Source organism: Candidatus Edwardsbacteria bacterium (assembly GCA_031082425.1).
Lineage (GTDB): Bacteria > Edwardsbacteria > AC1 > AC1 > EtOH8 > UBA2226.
On record JAVHLB010000004.1, the window covers coordinates 93,573 to 117,108 of the forward strand.

General features: G+C 53.4%; 15 protein-coding genes and 1 tRNA gene. 2 read left to right on the plus strand and 14 right to left on the minus strand.

Annotated elements, in window-relative coordinates; genetic code table 11:
• Positions 1-22: 22 nt before the first annotated feature.
• Positions 23-3,466, minus strand: coding sequence for an ATP-binding protein (locus RDU76_05245; GenBank protein MDQ7798334.1), 3,444 nt, complete (start codon positions 3,464-3,466; stop codon positions 23-25).
• Positions 3,459-4,757: an HD-GYP domain-containing protein gene (locus tag RDU76_05250; GenBank protein MDQ7798335.1), complete on the minus strand. Its 1,299-nt coding sequence runs from the start codon at positions 4,755-4,757 to the stop codon at positions 3,459-3,461. Before RDU76_05250 ends, RDU76_05245 begins: the two co-directional genes overlap by 8 nt.
• A gap of 140 nt (positions 4,758-4,897) precedes the next feature.
• Between RDU76_05250 and RDU76_05255 the strand changes: the two genes are divergently transcribed.
• Positions 4,898-5,962, plus strand: coding sequence for a type IV pilus twitching motility protein PilT (locus RDU76_05255; protein MDQ7798336.1), 1,065 nt, complete (start codon positions 4,898-4,900; stop codon positions 5,960-5,962).
• A 3-nt stretch (positions 5,963-5,965) separates the two neighbouring features.
• A complete protein-coding gene (locus RDU76_05260; protein ID MDQ7798337.1) occupies positions 5,966-7,030 on the plus strand; it encodes a type IV pilus twitching motility protein PilT in 1,065 nt (354 codons plus the stop codon).
• A 96-nt stretch (positions 7,031-7,126) separates the two neighbouring features.
• Here the strand turns inward: RDU76_05260 and RDU76_05265 are convergent, their stop codons facing one another.
• The 12 genes from RDU76_05265 to RDU76_05320 form a co-directional block, all read right to left on the minus strand.
• Positions 7,127-9,037, minus strand: a complete 1,911-nt coding sequence (locus RDU76_05265; protein MDQ7798338.1) for a tetratricopeptide repeat protein — start codon at positions 9,035-9,037, stop codon at positions 7,127-7,129.
• On the minus strand, positions 9,037-10,359 hold the full coding sequence (locus RDU76_05270) for a hypothetical protein (GenBank protein MDQ7798339.1): 1,323 nt from the start codon (positions 10,357-10,359) through the stop codon (positions 9,037-9,039). The genes RDU76_05265 and RDU76_05270 overlap by 1 nt, the downstream gene beginning before the upstream one ends.
• Positions 10,360-10,476: 117 nt before the next feature.
• The gene (locus RDU76_05275; protein MDQ7798340.1) at positions 10,477-13,050 is read right to left on the minus strand and encodes an Ig-like domain-containing protein; all 2,574 of its coding nucleotides are present in this window, start codon (positions 13,048-13,050) and stop codon (positions 10,477-10,479) included.
• Positions 13,051-13,318: 268 nt separating this feature from the next.
• Positions 13,319-15,652 carry an SdrD B-like domain-containing protein gene (locus tag RDU76_05280; protein ID MDQ7798341.1) on the minus strand — a complete coding sequence of 778 codons (2,334 nt, stop codon included), beginning with the start codon at positions 15,650-15,652 and terminating at the stop codon, positions 13,319-13,321.
• 108 nt (positions 15,653-15,760) lie between these two features.
• The gene (locus tag RDU76_05285; protein ID MDQ7798342.1) at positions 15,761-16,834 is read right to left on the minus strand and encodes a hypothetical protein; all 1,074 of its coding nucleotides are present in this window, start codon (positions 16,832-16,834) and stop codon (positions 15,761-15,763) included.
• Between the two features lie 79 nt (positions 16,835-16,913).
• Positions 16,914-17,423, minus strand: coding sequence for a hypothetical protein (locus RDU76_05290; GenBank protein ID MDQ7798343.1), 510 nt, complete (start codon positions 17,421-17,423; stop codon positions 16,914-16,916).
• 432 nt (positions 17,424-17,855) lie between these two features.
• Positions 17,856-17,933: transfer RNA gene (locus RDU76_05295), tRNA-Val, on the minus strand.
• 184 nt (positions 17,934-18,117) lie between these two features.
• The gene (locus RDU76_05300; protein ID MDQ7798344.1) at positions 18,118-18,615 is read right to left on the minus strand and encodes a hypothetical protein; all 498 of its coding nucleotides are present in this window, start codon (positions 18,613-18,615) and stop codon (positions 18,118-18,120) included.
• Positions 18,616-18,823: 208 nt separating this feature from the next.
• Positions 18,824-19,807 (minus strand): M23 family metallopeptidase, encoded by a 984-nt coding sequence (locus RDU76_05305; protein ID MDQ7798345.1) that lies wholly within the window; start codon positions 19,805-19,807, stop codon positions 18,824-18,826.
• Positions 19,808-19,875: 68 nt separating this feature from the next.
• On the minus strand, positions 19,876-21,087 hold the full coding sequence (locus RDU76_05310; protein ID MDQ7798346.1) for a glycine C-acetyltransferase: 1,212 nt from the start codon (positions 21,085-21,087) through the stop codon (positions 19,876-19,878).
• Positions 21,088-21,858: 771 nt separating this feature from the next.
• The gene (gene kbl / locus RDU76_05315) at positions 21,859-23,106 is read right to left on the minus strand and encodes a glycine C-acetyltransferase (GenBank protein MDQ7798347.1); all 1,248 of its coding nucleotides are present in this window, start codon (positions 23,104-23,106) and stop codon (positions 21,859-21,861) included.
• A gap of 63 nt (positions 23,107-23,169) precedes the next feature.
• Positions 23,170-23,427: an acyl carrier protein gene (locus RDU76_05320; GenBank protein ID MDQ7798348.1), complete on the minus strand. Its 258-nt coding sequence runs from the start codon at positions 23,425-23,427 to the stop codon at positions 23,170-23,172.
• Between the last annotated feature and the right edge of the window lie 109 nt (positions 23,428-23,536).

Here is a 23,536-nt window from a genome sequence, read left to right on the forward strand (position 1 = left end):
TTAGAAATTTTGTCCTTGGTTATTATCGGGGCAGGCTGAAAATAAATCTGCTGCCCTTTCCCACCTGGCTCTCCACCCATATTTTTCCGCCGTGGGCCTCAACCAGTTTTTTGCACAGCGGCAGACCCAGGCCGGTGCCGGTCTTCCGTCCGTGCCGGCGTTTCTCAACCTGGTAGAATTTTTCAAACACCTTATCCTTGTCCTCGGCGGAAATGCCTTCCCCGGTATCGCTGACGGCGATCTCAATGCTGTCGGTGCGTTCAGCACTCTTAAGAATTATGCCCCCCCCCCGGGGGGTGAATTTCAGCGCATTGGATAGCAGGTTTGATATCACCCTGGCCAGCTTTCCTTCGTCCCCGGTAATTGTGATAGTGGGGGGCGTTTCCTGCAGAAGCTCTATATTCCGCTCTCGGGCCAGGGGGGAGAAATCGGCCACCAGTCTGGATATCAGCTGGGCGATGTCAAAGTTTGTTTTCTCCAATTTGATCTCGACGGCATCGTATTTATAACCATCCAGAAAGTCATTAAGCATCTCCAGCATCCGTCGGCTGTCGTTCATGGCGTTGCCTAAAAACTGGTTCTGATTTTCGTTCAACTCTCCCAGGCTCCCGTCCAGGGCCAGCTCCAGGGTGGCAATAATGGCGGCCAGCGGGTTTCGCAGATCATGGGACAACATGCCCACGAATTCCTGCCTCAGTTCGGCGATCTGATGCTCGGTGGTTATGTCCTGGCTCAGTATCACCAGGCCGGTCCGCGGCCGATCCAGCTCCTCCACCGGAAAGGAACTGATCTTCAGGTGCTTGCCGTTCTTGAGCTCCAACTCCACCGGAGCGACCACCCCGGTGGTGGAAATCGCGCAATCCTGGAAAAAATCTATCAAGCCCCTGGGGTTCGCCAGATTGTTTGTCAACAAAGACAAAATACCCTCCTGCAGGGCGGCCCCCGGCCGGATGGTCTGCTTCAAGCCCCACAATCCCTCAAACCCCTCATTGCTCATGATCACTTTGAAATGGGAGTCCACCATCAACAAGCCCTCGGGCATGGAATTTATGATAGCCCCTACCCGGCTGCCCTCCCGGCGAATCTCCTCGTAAAGGACGGCGCTCCTCAGGGCGAAAGTGACCAGGGGTGAGAGCTCCTGGAGAAGGGTCAGATCATCATGTCCGAAATAGCTGATCTGCTTGGACAGGGCGCTGATCGCGCCTATCGGCTTATCCTTCAGCTTCAACGGCAGCCATAGTCCGGAACGCAGGCCTTGGTACTGGCCGGCTGACAGAAAACGGGGATCGGATTTAAGGTCGGGAACTATCTCCGGTTCTCCCCGGGCTATGACCGTGGCCGTGATCTCCTTGATCTCTGACAATCTCTCGTAATCCAGCTTTATTCCCGAGCTCTTCATCAATTCCAGGAAACCGCCGTTTTTACCGGTGGACTGAATGGCTTTGCCGTTCCATTCCCCCAGGACCTCGTCGAAAAAATATATGCCCATCTCGTCGATCTTAAGCTCTTTGGCGATGGTCCTGATCATCAGGTTCAGCAGACTGCCGACCTGAAGCACCGAGCCCGAGGCAAAACCGATTTCGTACAGCTTGGTTCGCAGGGCATTTTCCTGTTTAAGCTTGCCGGCTACCCCTATCTGCCATAATATTTTAGAGAGCCCGGTGCTTAATTCATCTATCATGGCTACATTGGTTTCGGGGTAGGCGGCCTGGTCTTTTTTGGAAAGGACCATCAAACCGGTATTTTGACCTTTGAATATCAAGGGGGTTACCAGCACCGAGCTGGCTCCGGCCAGGGGTTTTCCCATTCCGGAAATTCCCAGCCCCTCTGCCAGGGATCCCTCTTTTCCCGCCAAGCCCAGGGTCCGCCCCTCATTGATGGCGGCTTCGGCCAACCCGGTAACCAGATTAAAAGTCATGTCCGGATCGTGGTCGATCATCGCCCCTTGGCTGGCCAAAAACCTGAAGCTGTCGCCCCGTTCCCGAAATAATATCGAGCCGGCATCGAAATCCACGAAATGCCTGACCGCCTTTAAAAGTATCTGGGGAAGCAGCTCCACGTCCTCCAGGGCCGCTACCATCCCGGCCAGTTCTTTGAAATATTCCAGCCCTTCCTGCTTAAGGCTGTGGATCTTAATGATGGATCCGGTATATTTTTTGCTATCAAAAAATCCTTTTATCCCAATGGAGCAGTAGCTGTCCTTGATGATTATCTTTTTTTCGGCTTCTTTGGTTGCCCCCTTTGAGACATCATCCAGGGCGGTGGAAAGCCATTCTTTATCGTTTTGATTAAGGGGGAGTTTGTCGATGCCCCCCTGCCGCAGATCGGTCAGCTGCTGGGCGGAGTTATTGACAAAAACAATTCGTTTGATCGAGTCTACTATCAGGACCGCATCATCGATATTCTTTATATAGGCCTCCAACACCTCTTTGCGCGAGGTCCACTCGTCTACGGAACGCACCCGGAACAGGGCCAGAGCGATCTGGGTGGCCAGCATGCCCAGAAAATCGGCGGTGGGCCGGTCCAGCTCCCCGGAATTGAGACCGGTGACTGTCAAAACGCCCAGAGATTCTTTTTCTATCTCCAGTGGCCAGCCCATTTTTATCACTGCTGGTTTTTCCGGATGGACCGTGATCAGCTCGGTCTGCGGCCCCTGTTCTGCCACCCGGCCCAGCCAGGCGCCGTCCACCGAGGTCAACCCATCCATCTGCTTCCCATCCCTCAGTACCAGGGGATGGACATAATAACTGCCCTCCTGATTGGCTATCGAAACCACCAGTTCAAACCCCTTGAGGGCCGTTCCGATATTCTCGGCTATGGTCCGCCAAAATTGGCCGGGGTCGCTGACCTTTTCCAGTTTCTCCACGGTCTGGATCAATATCCGGTTGAAATTGCTGTTCTCCTCCCGTTGCAGATACAGCAATCCTCTCTCCAAGGCACAGCCGGCTAAGCGGGAAAAATAGGAAAGGTACTTAACCTGATCGGCCTCCTTTTCGGCATCCTTCACCACAACCATTATCAGTCCGATCATGGCGGTCCCAGAACTTAAGATCGGGGTCAGTATCACATCCCCTCTTCCGTCCAGTGCTTCCTCCCCCAGGCCCGGGAGATAACGGGATGCTTTCATCCCCTCCCAGACCGGATGATCGGCTTTGATGATATAGCTTCCCGATCGAAGGAAGTCCTCTGTTAAAAGCTGGGTTCTGATAAGGGGATTGGGGCTGGTTAAAAGTTCAGTGCCTGTATCCGGGTCCACCGATTCCATCCACAGAGGTTTGAATGCGCCAATATCATTTTCATAAATGCTTAAGACTATTACCTGGTATCCCAGAGCCTCCTTGATCGATCGCCCGACTTCCTGCAATATCTTGGCCGGCCCGGGTTCTCCGGACAAAGCCTGCGACAGCCTTAGGGATTCGCTCAACACCTTGTTTTGCAGAGTGGCAGGGTCTTGTCTCTCAGCCATCAAGCTTGATCTCCGTCTTTTTTATATTGGCTATGAACAGCTTCACCAGCTGCGGATCGAATTGGCTGCCGGAATTCTGGCTGAGCTCTTTTAAGGCCTTGTCCAGCGAAAAACGGGTGCGGTAGGTACGATTCATGGTCATGGCGTCGAAGGAATCGGCCACAGCGATGATCCTGGCAAACAGGGTGATATCCTCCCCGTCGATGCCGTTGGGATAGCCCTGCCCGTCGAACCTCTCGTGATGCTGGCCGATGGCCGGCAATATGGATTTAAGCTGGGCCACATGGGACAGGATGGAGACCCCTATCTCGGGATGCATCCTGACCAGCTCCCACTGGGTCTCGGACAGGTATTCCTTTTCGTTGTTGAGGATGATGTCCGGCAGGCCGATCTTTCCCACGTCATGCAGCAGGGCCGCCAGCTCCAGGCTTTTCAGTTCTTCGGGACCGAAATTCAGGCCCTGGCCTATGATGTGGGAGTACCGCCGCACTCTCTCGGAATGGCCCCTGGTGCTGGGATCCTTGGCATCGACCGCCTCGATCATGCTCTTGATGGTGCTGAAGAACAGGGATTCCAGGTCCTCGTAAAGCCGGCCGCTCTCCAGAAGCAGGGAAGCATAGGCCCCCAGCGTGGTCAGGAGCTTTATGTCGCCCGAGCGATAGGCGGCCTTGGCTTTGGGGCCCAGCACCAGGGAACCGATTATATCTCCCCGGCTGACCCTGAGCAGCAGGGCGCAATGCCTGTTCTCCTCGACAAAATTTTTTGTGTGTTCTATGGTCTCTGCCGCCAGTTGGGCCAGTTTTTCGGACTCCACTTTTTCCCGATTGACCCAGCACCAGTGTTCCTGGCTGTTCTTCATCAACAGGCAGCCCCCCACCGCACCCACCGCATCTATGGCGGTCTCCAGAATGGCCTTCATCCTGCTCTGATTATCCCTGGCCGCCCCCAGCCGGTCGCTCATCTCGAACAGCAGCGACAGCTGCTGATACCTCTCCACTATCTCCTCGGTCAGGGAGATGCTCTCCAGCTCCTGGTCGGAGATGATGTCCGCCAGCTTGACCAGGGCATCGTTCATCCGGTCCATCAATTCGGCCGGCCCGGATAGTGCTATCCGCTGCCTGAAATCATCCAGTTCGATAACCCGGACATTTTTGGCCCCCGATCGTCTATCCTCGCCGTCTACGGCATCAAGAAAAACTATCTCAAAACCCCAGCTGCTGGCCATGGCACCCAGTATTTTCCGCAGCCGGTCGGCCGGAAGGATGATGTTGTCCTTTACCTGCTTTCCCATATCTAGTAACTATACCAAATTCATGCTAAAAGTCAATAAGTTTTTCTTGACTTTGTCAAAACAGTCTGTTAAACTAAACCTGGGTGGACAGCTTGATGCTGGCTAAGTGGTTTTCAGCCGATAATTTACTATGCGAAAATATGCCCAAAATAGATGAACTGTTGAGACTGCTGGTCACCCAGCAGGGCTCGGATCTGCATATCAAATCCGGAGAGCCGCCGGTCTACCGGATCCATGGCCAGCTGGTCCGTTCCAGCCTTCCGGTGATGACCCCCGACGACACCCAGGAACTGCTTTATGAGATCATGAACCAGGAACGCCGGGAACGCTTCGAGAAGACCCACCAGCTTGACATGTCTTACTCCATTCCCGGCGTTTCCCGTTTCCGGGTCAATGTCTTCCGCCAGAAACAGTCCCTGGGCTCGGTCCTCCGGGTGATCCCCCTTCTGATAAAAAGCATCGACGACCTGGGGCTGCCCCAGAACATGAAGAAGATCTGCATGCTGCCCCGGGGGCTGGTCCTGGTGACCGGACCCACCGGCAGCGGAAAATCCACCAGCCTGGCGGCCATGATAGATTATATCAACGAGAATCGTTCCTGCCACATCATGACTGTGGAGGACCCCATCGAGTTCCTGCACCGCGATAAAAAGGCCTGCATCAACCAGCGCGAGGTGGGCATCGACACCCACTCCTTCGCCAACGCCCTGAAACACGTGATGCGGCAGAACCCGGACATCATCCTGGTGGGCGAGATGCGGGACCTGGAGACCATCTCCCTGGCCATTACCGCGGCCGAGACCGGCCATTTGGTGATGGCCACTTTGCATACCGCCGACGCCGCCCAGACCATCGACCGGATCATCGACGTTTTCCCGCCGGGCCAGCAGCAGCAGGTCAGGCTGCAGCTCTCCACCACCCTCCAGGCCATCTACTCCCAGACCCTGCTGCCCCGGGTGGACGGCAAGGGCCGAGTGGTGGGTTATGAGGTGCTGGTCTGCATGCCTGCCATCCGCAGCATCATCCGGGAGGGCAAGACCCACCAGATATTCAGCGTTCTCCAGAGCGGGGGAAAGTTCGGCATGAACACCCTGGATTCGTGCCTCAAGGAGCTCTACCAAAAGGGCCTGGTGACCATCGAGGAGGCCATGGCCAAGTCCACCAACCCCCAGGAGTTTGAAAAATTAGCGATGAAGGCTTTTTAAGATATGGAAATTGCCGACCTGTTAAAAATGATGGCCGAACAGGGGGCCTCCGACATGCAGATCAAGGTGGGCAGCCCGCCCCTGCTGAGGGTAAACGGCGAACTGTCCCCCTGCAAAATGCCATCCATCAGCCCCGATGACGTCAAGAGATTTTTAATGACCATCATCACCCCGGCCCAGGCCCAGAGATTCGGCCAGGAGCTGGAATTGGATTTTGCCTACAACCTCCCCGGCACCGGACGTTTCCGGGTCAACCTTTTCCAGCAGCGCAACTCCCTGGGGATAGTCTTCCGGCTGATCCCCGAGAAGATCCCCACCATAGATGAACTGGGGTTTCCCCCCATCGTAAAAGAGGTCTCCCTGAGGCCCCGCGGCCTGGTGCTGATAACCGGGCCGGCCGGCTGCGGCAAGTCCACCACCCAGGCAGCCATGATAGATTACCGCAACGCCCATGACCCCTGTCACATCATGACGGTTGAGGATCCCATCGAATTCGTCCATGGCGACAAGAAAGCCATCGTCAACCAGCGGGAGCTGGGACGCGACACCCTGACCTTTGCCGATGCCTTGAAGTACGTCCTGCGGCAGGACCCCGATGTGATCCTGATCGGCGAGATGCGGGACCTGGAGACCATCGCCCTGGCCATTACCGCGGCCGAGACCGGCCATTTGGTGCTGGCCACCCTGCATACCACCGACGCCGTCCAGACGGTGGACCGCATCATCGACGTCTTCCCCATGCATCAGCAGGAACAGATACGAATGCAGGTGGCGGTGAACTTCGTGGCCGTCATCTCCCAGATCCTGGTAAAGAGGGCCGACGGCAAGGGCCGGGTGGCAGCCTTCGAGGTGATGACCGGCTCCGGCGCCGTCCGGAACCTGATCCGGGAGGGCAAGACCTATCAGCTGCAAAGCCTGATCCAGACCAGCATCAAGCAGGGGATGACCACCCTGAACATGTCCCTGGCCAACCTGTGCCGCAAAAATGTCATCACCCTGGATGAGGCCATGAGCAAGTCCGGCGATCCCGATAACCTGCAGATGGTGTTGAAGAGCCTGTCGGCCTGAAAATTTATCCAATGACAAACGGCTGGAGTTTTCTCCAGCCGTTTGTCATTTTGGGATCTACCATTATATAAAAATCAAGGCCCTTGCGCTTAAGGTTTACTTCTTTTTCTTCCGTTTCTTCAGCTTCTCCCGCTCCTGCTTCAATCGATCCAGTTCCTCGGCCATCTTTCTTTCCATTTCTTCGATCCTCTTCAATTCCTCCAGATCGCTGTGATCCGGCTCCGCCTCGGCCTCACTATCGCCAGGTTCGGATTGTTCGACGGTATCAGCCGGTTCGGCCTCTTCCTCGGATCTATTGGGGTTGGCCTTCACACCATCTTCCGGGATATATTCGGAGGGATTCAGTCCCAGCTCTCGCAACAGGTTTAAGGCTTCATCCTCCAGATCATCCAAACTGGTGCTTTCCGGTTCATTTATTTCCTGGTATGGCAGCCAGGGTTTGTCTGATGCGGCGGCATCCGTGGACGGGGATTGCCCGACCTCCCGATGACCCTTCATCTCCATAAGAAGCCCGTTATCCCCGGAGCCGATGCCGGAGGAAGCATCCACCCCGGCCAGTTCTGCCTCCAGCGAGGCCAGGTCCCTGAGCAGGGCGTCATCCCGATCAGAATCCCTTGCCGGCTCGGCTTGGGGTGAAACAGCGTCCACCACCATCCCGTAATCGACCTGATCCTCTGCCTGTGAGGATTCCTCTCCAGGCACTCCGGGTTCCGCCGAACCAGGCTCTGTTAAGGTTTCCCTATCCGGGCCGGCATCATCGACTGCATTGGAGGCTATCTCCAAATCGTTTTGGAATCCAGCTTCTGGACCGGCGGGTTCCATTCCGATCTCTGCTAGGATTCCAGGAGCATCCGCCTCTGAAGGGGACGGATACTCCTGGTCGTCGTCTATTATCTGGGCCATGCTGACCTGATCCCCTGATTCAGGCGCTTGGGCTTGAATTGGCTCAATGGTTATTTTCGGTTCTGCTGAGCTCTTTTTCGGGCTGACAGCCGGGGTTTGGGATGTTATGTTTTCCGGGGTTTTCCCAGGTTTTATTTCTTCAGTCCATGATTCGGTATCTGCCGTTTTCATCGGAGGCCCGTCATTGAGTATGATCGGTTCCTCAAAATCGTCGGTTATTTTATCTTCAGTGGCCTTTTCCGGGGCAGCCCCCAGCGGTTCGATGGGTTCAGCCTCTTGGCCTGGCTCTGACACTTCCGACAGTTCTTCAGCCCCGCCGGCTGGTCTAAGCTCATCCTCCTGCGCTGGCGCTGCAGCGGACAGGTCGGCGGGCGCAGGTTCGGTTGTTTCCGGCGGCTCGTCATTTGCTAATTCCGGCGCCTCGGCCGGTTTATCGGCTGCGGTATCTCCCGGCAATTCATCTTCGTTGGGCTCCGGTCCTTTTGCCGGCTTCTCCTCATCTTCGGTCCACTGCAGTTCGATCACAGCGTTGCCTGGGTTAAAGACGGTCCCCCATCGATCCTGCTCGGCCTGCTGGGCCTGCAGAAAGGCCTGTTGTGCGGCATCCACCAGATTGTGCCTCTGGTAGAGAAAACCCAAATTGTAGCACAGCTCCGGATTGTCGGGTTCAAGTTCTATGGCCTTTTTGCAGTATCTTTCGGCCTCGGCCAGCCGGCCATTGAACATCCCCAGGGCCAGTCCCAGCTGGCTGTAAAAATGACTCTTCTCTGGGTCGATTTTTATGGCCTGGGTGAAAAAATCAACCGCTGCCTGGAACCTCTTTTGTTCTATGGCATTCAGCCCGGATTGGTATTTCTTGTCGGCCGGTGTGGGATTGTCGGGATTCTGCACTATGTATCTGCCCACCACCTTTTGCAGCAGCAGGTCATAGTCCTTGCGCTTTTGAGGGTTGGACAGGGTGCGGTAGGCCTGGGTGACATCGGAAAAAAGGAAACTATATCCCGCTTCCTGAAATTTTTCCCTCAGGATGTTCCGGTAGGTTGCCGTGATCTCAGAGGTGCTGGCTTCCCGACGGACGCCCAGCAGTGAATAATAGTCGCTCATCAGGAGGATACCTCCGATCCCTGTTTCTGAAGTTTCTCTAACCTGGTCCGGGAGCCTTCCAGTAGCTGCATGATGGCCGTCAGGTTCTGCTGTTTTTCGGAGACCTCGTTGGAGAGCCTTTCATGCTCGGCGCTCCACTGTTCGCAGACGTTGGCCAGTTCTGCGATCTGCGACTGCAACTGCTGCCCCCGTTCCTCCAACTCGGCGTTCAACCGCTGTCTCTCCTCGATGGTCTGTTCCAGTTCGCTCTCCTCCACCCGCTTCTCTGCTATGAACTGGACCAGGTTCTGCACCTCGGTCTTGGACTGTTTGAGCCACTGAGCCAGGTTCTCCTCCCCCTTCTTGAGTTCCACCATCCGCTGGTTCAATTCCGCCTCCTGGTGCTGGACCCGCTCCAGCCTCTTGTCCAGTTCTATGCCCTCCTGTATACGGTCCGACAGATGATTGCTGACCTCCTCCAGTTTGGTCTGCTTCTCCCTGAGCAGGGTTTCGAATTCTATCAGCTGTTTGCGCCCCTCATCCAGATGACTGTCCATCTGTCCCCGTTCCTCGCGCAGCTTCTTGACCTGGCCGGCCAGGTCGTTCTCCTCGGAGCGGAACATCTCCAGCCAGCGGTTATGGTCGGCGGCCTCGGCCTCCACCCTTTTCAACTCCTTGCGCTTGTTCTCCAGATCCTTCTCGATGTCCTTTTTCTTCTGTTCCAGCTTGTCGAAGGCTTCGGTTGAGACCTCGGCCGCTTTCGATTTGGGACCGAAGATCATCAGCAGGAACAACATCACCAGGGCTGCGGCCTGGCCGGCCAGGATATAGATGGACCGCGGGGGTTTGACCGCCCCGGCTGTCTTGGCCCTGCCTTTAAGCTGGAGGTAGACGCTGCCGATCCTCTCCCGCCCCAGCAATACCGGGGCGGCGGCCCAGTACACCTTGTCGGCAGATTTGGGATTGGCTGCCGTTTGAACCAATACCGATTCCCCGGCCAGTTTTTTTATGCCGGAGGGAATGATCAACTCATCCCCCACTGCGGTCTCGTTGCTGGATGCGGCAACAGTGCCCTTGAGATCGATCAGATACAGGTCGGCCACCTCGGAATAATCCTGTTTGGTCTGGGCGATGATCTCGGACAATGCCAGGTCATCCTGGTTGGCAAATGGGTCCGAGACCACCCGGGCCAGGTTCTTGGCCACTAGTTCGGAGCGGATCTTCAGCTCGTCTGGCTGGCTGGCGCCGGGCTTCTTTCCGGCCGGCATATTTGCCCAATAGGAAAGACCCAATACTACGGCTGTCAACACCAGCCCGATCGTTATTCTTAAGGTATTGTTCATTAGCACTTTAGGGGTTTATAACGTTTATAGTATAGTCAAATATAATTAAACTGTCAAGGAAAATTATATAATAAAAAGGCACCGATGGTCATCGGTGCCTTTCAAAACAGATAGGGCCTACCTTATCAGCATCATCTTTCTTATGACGCTGGCCCCTTCGGCCGACAGCCGGAACAGATAAACCCCGTTGGGAAGACCCTTCCCGGTGCCGTCCTTGCCGTCCCAGGCCGCCTGATACTTCCCTCCTCCCCGGTTTTCATTGACCAGGGTCCTTACCAACTGTCCGGCCACGTTGTAGATTGATAAATTTACCGGCCCTCCACTTGCCGTCTGATAACTGATAACTGTGGCCTGACTGAACGGATTGGGATAGTTGCTCCCCAGTTTAAATTCGGCAGGCAGCAGCCCGCCGCCATCCAGCGGCAACTTCACCGGCCCATAATAAGTTATCGTGCCCGAGAAATCGTATTGGGCGATCCGGTAATAATGATCCCCGGCCGGCAGTTGCTGGGGATCTGTGAATATATATTCCGAGGGCTGATTGGTGGTCCCGTTCCCGGCTGTTTCTCCGATCATGACATAACGGGCAGAAGGATCATCCGTCCGCTCAACTTCCCATCTGTCGCAGTCCTTTTCGCTCTCGGTGCGCCATTTGATCTCAGCCCGGCCTTGGGCATCGGCACTGGCGGTCAAAAATGAAAGCTGCACCGGATTGGGATATTTGTCGCTGCTGTTGACGGTGAAGGTGTCGGCCGTCACCTCTATCCAGATGTTGCTGCCCACCACTTCACCCCGACCGGCGGGGATGGTCCCGCCCGACCCCAGCTCCGTCTGGTAGATATAGTTATTCGCCCCGGGATCGTTGCACAGCCGGTCCAATGCCAGTTGGGTGGGATGGCCGTAGCCGTTGTTACCCACCGAGATGACCGAGACCCTGGGATCCAGGGTGGATACCCAGTAGGGATTGCTGCTGTACTGCGAGCCGTGGTGGTTGGCATGCAGCACCGAGACCTTCCCGATATCCGGGGCCAGGATGGATTCCACGTCCTTGTACCCCCCGGAATTGTATCCTCCCAGGTCGCCGGACACTATCATCCTGAAACCGCCGTATTGTATCAGCAGGCCTACCCCGTAATCGTTCTCATCGGAGGGAGAGATGTTGTCGCCATAGGTCTGGCCGTTTACCGCCACGCATTTGGCGCTTACCCCGGATCCCAGATCTATCACCTGACCCAATCCGATGGTCTTTCGCTTGGCCCCCAGGGCTGCTGCGTAATCGGTAAAAGCGGTTGAGGCGTAGGTTCCGCCCCGGTCGTATCCCCAGCTTAAGATGGAATCACTGCCCCCCAGGCTGTCGATCACTTCGTCCATCCCGCCGATATGGTCCTCGTGGTAATGGTTAACCGCCGTATAGTCCAGATGGTGTAGATTCACGCTGTCCCTCAAGAAAGGCCAGATCTTGCCGTATCCCTTGCCGGTCTCGCCGGCATCGAACAACAGCGACTTTCCGGAGGGCGAAAGCACCAGGGTGGCGTCGCCCTGGCCCACATCCAGGCAGATGATCTTCAGGGGGATGGTGGCCGGGTCGGGCTGGGTGGCAAAACGGAAGGGGTTGGGTTTGGGTCCCGGGACCAGATCGTTATTGGAAAGGTCCTTGGCCGCAGTCACCTGAAATTTGTAGGTGGTGACATAGCTGAAGTTAGCATGGGTCAGGGTGGCCGTATCGCCGGCGCCGTTCCAGGAGACCGACCAGCCGGCGGTTCCGGTGGAACAGCTATAGGCAAAGCTGGTCGGGTTTATGGCCTTGTTGAACCCGATTGTTATGGGGGAATTTATCGCAACATTGGCGGCATTGTTTGCCGGTGAGGTGTAGATGATGGTGGGAACGTTGGGCAGGATGTCGAAATTTGTGGTGTCCCCGGCGGTGATGTTCCAGGGCGGGGTGCTTTTTACGTAGAAATTGACCGGATTATCGGACATATCCCTGACCTTGAAGGAGTCGATGGTTCCGGCCGGGGCCGTGAACATGACATAACCGGGGTCGCCCGAATCATATCCTTCGACGATAGTGTTGTTCTCGGTGATGTAGGAACCGACGATGGTGTCCGCCCGGTAAGCCAGCACCACATAGTTTGCCAGCGGGGCAGAATATGACGGGTCGCTGTATACATGGCCCTCCACCCAGGCGCCCTGGGCGGTCATGTCCATCACCGTCACAATTTGACGGGGAGAATCGCGGTTTGAACCGGTGACCGTGGTATCCACCAGCCTTCGGATCCTGGCCAGGATATATTGTGACTGGGGGGTGGTATCACATTTGGTGATGAACCAGACCTTGGTGGTCTCCCCGGAATCGGCGGAGGCAATATGCCTGGAATTATAATAGGCCGCCAGATCGCCGCCCCAGGTATTTCGCACGCCTGAGTCCCAGGCGGTACTGTCCTGCCAGTGGAAATGGTTGTTCCCGGCAGTGGTGCTGGAACTGCCGATCCGGCATCTGCCCACAAAATCCTCGCCGGTGGTATCGGGGACAATTCCCACCAGAACCGCAAAGGGATTCCCGGTGCCGGACGTCGCCTGGCCGGATATATAGGCGGGGCATTTTATAATGACCGAATAATCCGTGGCCAGAATTTGCTGGGCAAAAAACATCTGGGCAAAAAACATTATTAAAAGTGTTGCCTTTTTCATAAATACCCGCCATTTACTGTGTTTACTTAACTACATATCATACAAATATCATACCCATGATCAGGAATTTGCTGATATCAATTTAAGGCTATGGAAACATTATAGTTATGATAAACTATAGACTGGCGTATAGTAATACCTTATTAAATACCAAATCACAAATGCAATAACTACTCCCAGTACTATGATATTTTGCAATTTTTGTTAAAATTTTGCACGTAAAAAGCGGCTCTATCTCCAGATAGAGCCGCTTTCTCTATTTTTGATTTTATCCCTTGGCTTTTTTCAAGGCATCCAGTTTTTGCCGGGTTTTTTCCAGATTTCTTTTAGCCTGGCTGTGTCCGGGATCTGCCGCCAATATTTTCTGCCAGACCCTCAGGGCCCCCTGATAATCCCCGGAGCTGTACAATTTGCTGCCTTCCTTATACAGGGCATCAATTTCAGTTGCTGTCAGCTTGGGCGGTGCTGGTTCTTTGGCTTTAATGGTGACTCTGTCCTGCTGTTTTGGGGCCCGGGCTGCTTGTTTTTCGCTTCCAGCGGACCTCGGCTTGGTTTCTGCTCTTGGGGCAGTGTTTATCTTGACCGTGCTCACTCCGCCGAACACCACTTTCTTTACCGGACGGATCTTTTTTACCACGGCAAATTCCAGGTGGTTGGATATCTCCCCCTGTCTGATGTTTATCAATCTGGAAGGTTCGCTTTTTAGCTCGTAATCCGGTGGAATACTGTTGAGATCAATGTTCAGTGTCTGCTGGCCGGTGGGAGCATTGGTGATGCGGAACATGCCGCCACCGTTGGAAATTGCGGCAGTGTTGGAGGGCTGTATTATAATCATAACCCCGGACATTCCGTAATCGTCTCCGTCAAATATCCCGTTATTGTTGTTATCCACAAATACCCGCCCTTTGATCCCGCCCAGGGCCGAAACGGTAAAATTGACCAGGGTGGACCGCCAGCCCCCCAGGGAAGCCTGCTTCTCTCCGGCGCCGATGATGTTATATTCGGCCGAAAGGCTTGTCATGTCTATTTTAACCGTTGGGTTGCTGCTGTTGATATTGGTGAATGAGTATTTCCCCCTGGCATCGGTGATGGTCTTTCTACCGTTGGAAAGATTCAAGATTATCCCGGGCAATCCGAATTCCCCGGCGTCCTGAAAGCCATTCTTGTTGGCGTCCAGAAATACCAACCCCTCCAGATCGTTGCCGGAGATGTCGATCCTTCTGGTGAAGAACAGGCCCAGCCGCGACCTGTCGCGCAGGTAGAAGAAGCCGGTATCCTGGGCGATATTGTTCTCGTTCCACCAGGAGAGGTCCAGCAAATATTTTTTCGAAAGGTTGAATTTCAAATTCAGGCTGGCAACCATGCTTGTATTATTTCGGTCGCGTTGGTCGACCCGCTGATTGAATCCCAGCTCGACAATGGCCCGGCTGCCGCCCCATAGCCCGGCATTGGTTCCGGCCCGGTAGCGATTGTAATATCCGGAGGTTGTCTTCTGGTTATCGCTCCACCGGTCAAATTCCCCGCTCAGCCAGAAGGTGGCCAGCTGCGACCGGTATTGTGGTTTCACCATCCACAGGTGCCGGGAGGCATTCATTGACTGATCTATTCTCTCTTCCCGGTTTTCAACCTGGTATTTTAATTTCATTTCCAATTGGTTAAAGTTTTGGCTCAATTCTATCGTTTGTCCATCGGAAACATACCGCCGGGCATTGGGCCCGCCCCAGCTAACTTTGTTATCTCGGCTGGTATAGCCGACCTTCAGAGAGGGAAGGTTTGATAACTTGACACTGGAGCCCGCGCCCCAGGTGTTGGTGATCATGGGATAGAGGGTATCGCCGTCGGCATTGTAATTGGTAAATCTGCCGTCCATTCTTATTATTTCGTTTGGCCTCCAGCTGGCGTAGAACCTGGGGCCGTAATAATTCTTGGTCTGTAGCGGCCGGAAATTGGCTCCCAGAAAGTCCAGGCCGGCCGAGAAACTGTATTTTTTAGCAGTCCAGGCGATGTTGGCAGAAACCCAGGGAGCCGAGCGGGAGATCATCACTCCGGTCCTCTCCTCTTGGCGTTTCTTCCAGGCCGTAGCCATCATCATACTTAAGCCCTGGGATATCGTTATATCCACCTGCTGGCCAAACCCGGTTGCCCTCCGGTAAAGGGAGTCGACAGGCAGGCTGCTGGATTCCTTATAGAGGAATATCTTTCCCGAAAACCAAGTGGCCGGTTTATAACCTACGTATGAACCCAGCACATTGCGGCTGTTTAATGAAGCGCTTTCCCGATAAAGGTCCGAGGGGGTTCCCCCGAATACCCCGGCAGATAAATTATCATACTGATAATCAGCACTGGCGCCCCGTATGCGGTTATTCCACAGACCGGCATTGTAGGGCAGGTTGGGGTTGTTATCCCCCAGGCCCACACTGAGCAGGCTGTGGCCGAAAGACATCTGGCTGAATGCCAGCCTGACGGTTTGAAGGTGGATCTGGTCCAGGCTGCTGTAGTACATTGAGTATTCGGACAAAAGCTTAAAATTGTCCATTTTCTTTTCCAAAGCGCTTTTCAGGGTATGGCGGTATTCCTGCTGACCGTAGTATTGCCCGACCAAACTATTGCCCTCCTCAAAACCATAGGTAAAATAAAGCTGATCCCCGGCCTGCACAAACGCAGGACAGGAAATAATCAACAATACTATGATTTTAAGGAATCCTCGCATCTATCCTTTTATCTTTTTCAAGGCGTCCAATTTGGCTTTGGTCCGTTCCAGGTTCTTTCTGGCGGTGGTATTTCCGGGGTCGGCTTTTAAAAGTTTCTGCCAGGTGGAAAAAGAAGATTGATAATCACCTGCCGTATATTGATTGGTGGCCAGACCAAAGAGGCTTTTTATCTCCTCGGGGGAAAGCTTGACCGCCGGCGCCATCGGCTTGGCCGCTTTGCCGGAGTTTTTTATGGAGCTTTTCGACTGTGGTATCGGCCAATCGTGTCTGGGAATTTCTGTCGCCACCAGATTGACCATGGTCTCTCCGGATAAAATCTCGGCTCCTCCGTAATCCACCAGGGCAAATAGATTATAGCTGCCGGGTTTTATATTGACAAGCGGGATCCTAAAGATTCGTTCGGAATTTGGCAAAACCGCCTGATTATCATCATTGAGAACCAATTTGTCGACCGTCCAGCCATCATTGGTTTTTATTTCCACCGTACCCCTGGGGCGGATCAGAACGTTTCCTTTATTTAAAACCCCCAGCTCTACCTGGGCGGTGGCGGTTTTAACCGTATTGTGCAATGATAGCGAGCTTAACTCCCCATCCTTGTGCCCGGTGCCGGCAACATTGATGACGAACAGGGTGCCAACCCTGACTGATAAACGGCTGCCGCTGTTCTTGGCCCCATCCTGAGGTTTGGTATGAAAAAAAATTGATGCCAGATAGGTTCCCGAGGCATTGTCCGGAACCTTTAAAGTATACCGGATCTTCTGGTTGGTGCCCTGAGAAAGAAAGAAATTTTCCGGGTTGACCAAAAACCAGGATTCACATGATGTGGCCAGAGTTCCTCCCTCGGGAAAAAGGAGCTCGCCGTATATATCCATGCCGACATCGGTGATATAACATAATACCTGGGTTTTTTCCTTCCCCTTGTTATCCACGCTGATAACACCAGTCCGGCTCTCACCCGGCACAACGCTAATGTCCACCCTGGACGGCCAAACGTTTATGGAAAGCGCCCCCTGGCCCAAGGCAAAAGCGGTTGATAAAATAGCAATCAGCGTTGATGCAACGACATTTTTCATCACTATCGGGCTCTAAAATTAAAGTCAAAAGCGGGGCACCCCTTAAATAAGTGATGCCCCGCCTTGTTGAAATGCCAGCTTACGGGGTGGCGGTCAAAGTATAGGTGATGACGTTGGTGTACAGACCGGCAGCCGCAGGTGCAGGGATGGTTAGGCTCAGGGTGGTTGTTAATGCAAGCCCCGCCGCAATCTTGTCTTCCGCAGGCGTTGCTGACGTGTAGGCCGTGGCGGGTGCTAAGGAAAACTCACCATTGACCCAGGTACCGGCTCCACCTGCTCCGGCATAGGTGAAGTTAGCCGACGGGATCGATTCCAGGGCTACATCATTGGTCAGGTCACGATCCTTGTTGAGCTGCAAACCCCAGGGTATCTTTTGATTCGACCTTACGGTTGCAACCACATCTGCCGGCGTTGCAATATCGCCCGGCTCCAACAGGCCAAAGTCAATTGCCGCCACATCCAGCGTAATTGACCAAATACCATTGACAGTTACCTGAACATCCACGGTGGCTGTTTCGTCCGCAGGTTGGGCCAGTGCCATCCCGGCAAACAGAGCGATTACCAAGCTGGCAAGCAAAAGTTTCTTCATTTTACCTCCTTGTTTGTTTAGTTGATAATTATTTTAATTGTTGTCTTGACAATAATTGCATGCAATTTTTATTCCCATTTGGGAACAATATTCGTTCCACAATATTTTGTTATTCTATTATTAAAATACCCCACATTTAGATTTCTACAATTAACTTCTTTTTATATGTGCAAATTCTTCTCTTGCTTTTTGCATATATATAACTTATTAGGCGTCAATACTGATACACAAGGATAATCTTTTATAACTTGGTATTGCCATTGTAGGTTGAATAATAGCTATGCTTTGATGCTTATTGATTGTCGTGACGGACAGGCAACATCTTTTAGTGGTTAACGTTTTTTCTTTGTCATCTTGGCTTCTGCCAAGTTACAGTGAATTTGTGAAAAACCATGACCCCGATAGATCGGGGCGACCTCCTGCGTCGTCCAGTGGTGGGCGATGAGGGGATCGAACCCCCGACCTCCTGCGTGTAAAGCAGGCGCTCTAACCAAGCTGAGCTAATCGCCCAATGATAAATAAAGGCCTTCGTATGATCGTAGTATATCTCATTTGGTGGCGATTTGTCAAGCAACGTCCAGCCTGGAAACATACAACAATAGCCAAGGATCTATCTTTCCTCAGCTATTTTATAAACTCTCCCAAATGATCTATATTTGCACTTATGGGTAAGACCGGGAAATAATACATCTGATCATTTCGGCTCGGCCACAAACGAAGCTTCAAATTGGTAGTCGCCAACCGGGGTATTGTCGCTCAATAGATATCTTATATCCAGGGAGACCTTGGAGCCTCGCTCTATTTTATAGCTTTCGTATATGTCGTGCAAGCTCCCGGTGACTTCACGAAAATTTTTCTCGCCGGATAACCTATAGAGCATCTTCCCTTTTGTCTCTCTGTTTGAAGGGTCTATCTGGCCCATTACCCTGGCGCCATCGGTACTGTTGCACCAAACTTTAAGAACAATGGCCTTCGGCAGATCGACATATCCCCTGGTTTTATCTTCGTTGCCGACACTTAACATATTTGATGCGCTCAGCACTTCGATCCGGGCCTTTTTGGCCACGCTTACCGACACATTAACGGTTCGGTAGATGTCGCTGGGGTTCAATAAAGCAACCGTCTGGCCGAAAGCTGATTTTGTGCTTATTGCCAGGATCGCGATCATTATTATTTTGACATGCTTTTTCATTTTTCTCTCTCCAATGGCATATAAAGCATGGAGCATGCCAATACGATACCTAACTCATATAGCGTTGATTCCCTTTATGTTCCGTTAATAGTTGGAAAATATTAATGTTTTATATTACCCGGTTTTGTCAAATATATGTGACAGCAGAACTCCATAAACGACAAAAGCCCCGGCGTATAAACGCCGGGGCTTTGACCATCTTCTTGGCTTATTCTCCCAGATCGCCCATATAGCCGATGGGGTCGACCGGTGTGCCGTTCATTCGCACTTCATAATGCAGATGCGGCCCGGTGGAGCGCCCGGTGGAGCCCACAAAGCCGATCACCTGGCCTTTTTTGACCCGGTCGCCTATCTCAACATTGAATTTAGAGAGATGCCCGAATCTGGTGGTATATCCTGTTCCATGGTCCAATTCTACCAGATTGCCGTAATCGCCCACCCGGCTCCTGATGGTCACCACCCCCTCGGCCGGTGCGCTTACCGGCGTACCGCGGGGCACGGCTATGTCCAGCCCGTAATGATTCTCCGAGTGCCCGCTCCGTCTCCACCTGCGAACACCGAAGGTGGAGGTCATCTTACCGAACAGCGGCGCCAGTTCGGGGGTGGCCGAAAGCAGGCATTCCTTGGTCTCCAGGTAACCGTCAATTTTTTTAAGCTCAGAAACCTGCTGGAAGATATCGGGGATGACCCGGGCCTCCAGTTGGGCCGTTTCAACAGGCCTATTGATATCATATCGGCCGAGGGTGATGGGCGACTCCGGACCGCCGGCGTCCTCCCCCTCCTCCACTATGTTGGCGGTCTTGAAGCCGGCCTGGATCTTGACCTTGACCGCCAGTTTGCGCAGATTATCCACCTGCCGGGCCAGGCTGCCCACCGAGGCCAGGTAATTGCTGCGCTCCTTTTTAAGCTGGGCCTGGAGAGATGAGATGTCGTGGGATAAAGAGTCCTTGACCTGGTCATATCCCTTGCGCTCTTCCTTTAAGACCTCGTTCTCCTTGAAGGTGGGCTCAAAGGCGGTCTTGAGTTTATGGTGGAACAGGTAATGCCGGGCGATGAAAAAACCGGAGATGCCCGCCGCCGTTATAGTTGTCAGCAAAATGGCATTCAGCCACCAAGAGTGAAAGAACACTGACTTTCCCTGCTCCCCGTGATGCGGCAGGATGATGAACGAGTATGATTTCTTAAATATCATAAGCACTCCCATTCTTTAAATGCAGACGGGCCAATTACTAATTTGTAATTACGAATTAGTAATTTCCCTCATTTCAATACCCCCAGTTTCTTGCCCACCTTGGTAAAAGCTTCGATGGCCTTGTCCAAATGCTCCCGCTCGTGGGCCGCCGATATCTGGACCCGGATCCTGGCCCGGCCCCGCGGCACCACCGGGTAGAAGAACCCGACCACGTAGATGCCCTCGTCATAGAGCATCCGGGACATCTGCTGGACGATCTCGGCCTCATGCAGGATGATGGGCACGATTGGGTGAATGCCTTCCCTGATGTCGAACCCGGCCTCCTTCATCTTCTGCCTGAAGTACAGGGCGTTGCTCATCACTTTGTCCCGCAGGGCGGTGGAGCCCTGCATCATTTCAATCGCCTTGATGGTGGCGGCCACTACCGACGGGCTGATGGTGTTGGAGAACAGGTAGGGCCTGGAGCGCTGGCGCAGGATATCCACGATCTCCTTGCTGGATGACACGCAGCCGCCCGAGGCCCCTCCCAGCGCCTTGCCGAAGGTGGTGGTGATGATGTCCACCCGTCCCATCACGTCGAAATGCTGGTGGGTGCCGCGGCCGGTGGGACCCACGAACCCGCTGGCGTGGCTCTCGTCCACCAGCACCATGGCCTCGTATTCTTCCGCCAGGTTGCAGATCTGCTCCAGCGGAGCCAGGTCGCCGTCCATGGAGAAGACCCCGTCGGTGACGATCATCCTAAAGCGCTTGTTCATTGTCTGCTTCAGGTGATTTTCCAGGTCATGCATGTCCATGTGCTTAAAGCGGCGCCTCTCGGCCTTGCAAAGCCTGATGCCGTCGATGATGGAGGCGTGGTTCAGCTCGTCCGAGATCAGGGCGTCCTCCTCGCCCAAAAGGGCCTCGAACACGCCCAGGTTGGCGTCGAAGCAGGAGGAATACAGGATGGCGTCCTCCATCCCCAGGAATTTGGAGATCTTCTGCTCCAGTTCCTTGTGTTTGTCCTGGGTGCCGCAGATGAACCGGACCGACGACAGCCCGAAGCCCCGCTCCTCCAGGCCCTTCTGGGCCGCGGCCACTATGGCCGGGTGGCTGGAGAGCCCCAGGTAGTTGTTGGCGCAGAAGTTGATGACCTCCTTCTGGGGCGAGTTGGGCGGGTATTCCACCATGATGCTGGCCGCCTGGGGCGTGTGGATGTAGCGCTCCTCCTTGAAAAGATCGGCGTTCTTCAGCTCCACCAGTTCGTTGCGGTAAAATTCCTTTACCTTGATGTGCAGTGCCATGATGTGTTGGTGATTACCCCTTGTGTTATATTAGAAAGAAATAGTTAACGAAGTCAGTGACCATTTTTTATTTGCTAAATAATATCTTTAAATTCTCTAGGCATTAACAATGCCTATTTAAAATGACCTGTAAGAAAAATATGGAAATATTATTAAGTGGAAAATCGACATAAAATATATGTATATAAAAAGATTAATTGGTATGATTTTATAAAAGTCTTTAATAAAAAATATTCTATTGATTGCTAAAAAAATACCTAAATAAATCACTGATGACAGTGTAAAATAAATAACATATGAAACGAACCCTGAAAAAACAGTGACATTTAAATAACTTAATAAAAACATAACTAATCCAATTATTGGAAAGCATAAAAAGCCACACAAAATGCTTTTAAATATCTGCCATTTCTTTAAAATAATTTTTATACCAAAAAAATAAAAGATCATAGGTAATATAAAATTACCCAACAACAAGATTGTAGTATAAATTGGTGCGTGTGGTGATGTTAAACCAGAACCTGGCATAATACACTCCTTTTCAATTTTATATGTAGAGTGCAACCTGTAACAAATAAAAGTAATACTATACAAAGCACAAACGGCGGGACGGGAGTTGAATCCCTTCCCGCCGCATAGTTACTCTCTAAATTACGGCTTGTATTTACCAAGACACCCCTCTCGCTCTCCCCTTTTTAGGGGAGACTCGGGCCAGCGCAGGTTAAGTTATAAGAAAACCCTTTGTGTCTTTGTGCCTTTGTGGTAGAAAGTTTACAACCCGTACTTGGCTATGATCTCGTCTTTCTTCAGCCCCAGTATCCCGTACTTCTGGCCGATCTTGGTGAAGGCCGCCAGGGCCTTGTCCAAATGCTCCATCTCGTGCCCGGCCGAGATCTGGGTCCTTATCCGGGCCTGGCCCTGGGCCACCACCGGGAAGAAGAAGCCCGTCACGTAGATGCCCTCGTGGTACAGGTCGCGGGCGATGTCCTGGGCCAGCTTGGCGTTGTACAGCATCACCGGGACGATGGGGGTGTCGCCCTGCTTCAGGTCTAACCCGGCCTTGGTCAGCCCCTCGCGCCAGTACTTGGTGTTCTTCTCCAGCTTGTCCCGGCGGTCGGTGGACTTGGAAAGAAGCTCTAAGACTTTTATTGATCCGGCCACCACCGCCGGAGGCATGGTATTGGAGAACAGGTAGGGACGGGCCCGCTGCCGGCACATCTCGGCGATCTCCTTGGGTCCGGAGACCGAGCCGCCGGTGGCGCCGCCCAAACCCTTGCCAAAAGTGGTGGTGATGATGTCCACCCTTTTCATCACGTTGTGGTACTCGTGGGTGCCGCGGCCGGTCTTGCCGATGAACCCGGTGGCGTGGGAATCGTCCACCATCACCATGGCATCGTACTTGTCGGCCAGGTCGCAGATCTTGTCCAAGGGCGCGATGTCGCCGTCCATGGAGAACACCCCGTCGGTGATGATCATCCGCAGGCGGCAGCTCTGGGCCTCCTGCAGTTTCTCCTCCAGGTGGGACATGCTGTTGTGCTTGTAGTTGAACATCTGGGCCTTGCACAGCTTGAGGCCGTCCACGATGGAGGCGTGGACCAGCCGGTCCGAGATCATGGCGTCCTCCGGGGTCAGCACCACGTCGAACAGCCCGGCGTTGGCTTCCATGCAGGAGGGGAACAGGCAGGTGCCCTCCATCCCCAGGAACTCGCTCATCTTGATCTCCAGCTCGTTGTGGATGTCCTGGGTGCCGCAGATGAAGCGGACCGAGGACAGCCCGTAGCCCCGGGAATCCAGGGCCTCGTGGGCGGCCTTGACCACCTCGGGGTGGCTGGACAGGCCCAGATAATTGTTGGCGCAGAAGTTCAGCACCTGCTTGGGTTCGGCCCCCTTGGGGTATTCCACCTTGATGCTGGCGGCCTGGGGCGACTGGATGTATCGTTCTTCCTTGAAGATCCCCTTGTCCTTCATCCCCTGGAGCTCTCCGGAATAGAAATCCCTGGCTTTGGAACTGTAGGCCATCTTACCTCCCTTATGATCTGAATACTGAATATCGAATTCAGAATTTTGAATTAGTAATTTAATTTAGACCTTGGCTCCGAATTTCTTGATCAGCTCGATGATGTTGTTGACCGAGTCAAAGGCCTCGGGGGTGGCGTCCTCGTCCGGCAGCTTGATCTGGAATTTCTTCTCCAGGTAGGTCTTCAGGGAGACCATGGAGAACGAATCCACGATCCCGCTGGAGATCAGCTTGGTGTCCTCCTTGACCTCCTGGTCGGAATCCTCGTCCAGGTATTCTTTTTTGACGTATTCGATGATCATTTTCTTGATTTCGTCGGACATTGTAGTCTCCTTAGGTTATTTATTATATTCTTTGATTTGATCGTTTTGGTCTGTCATTCCCGCGCAGGCGGGAATCCATACTTTTTAACCTGGATCCCTGCTTTCGCAG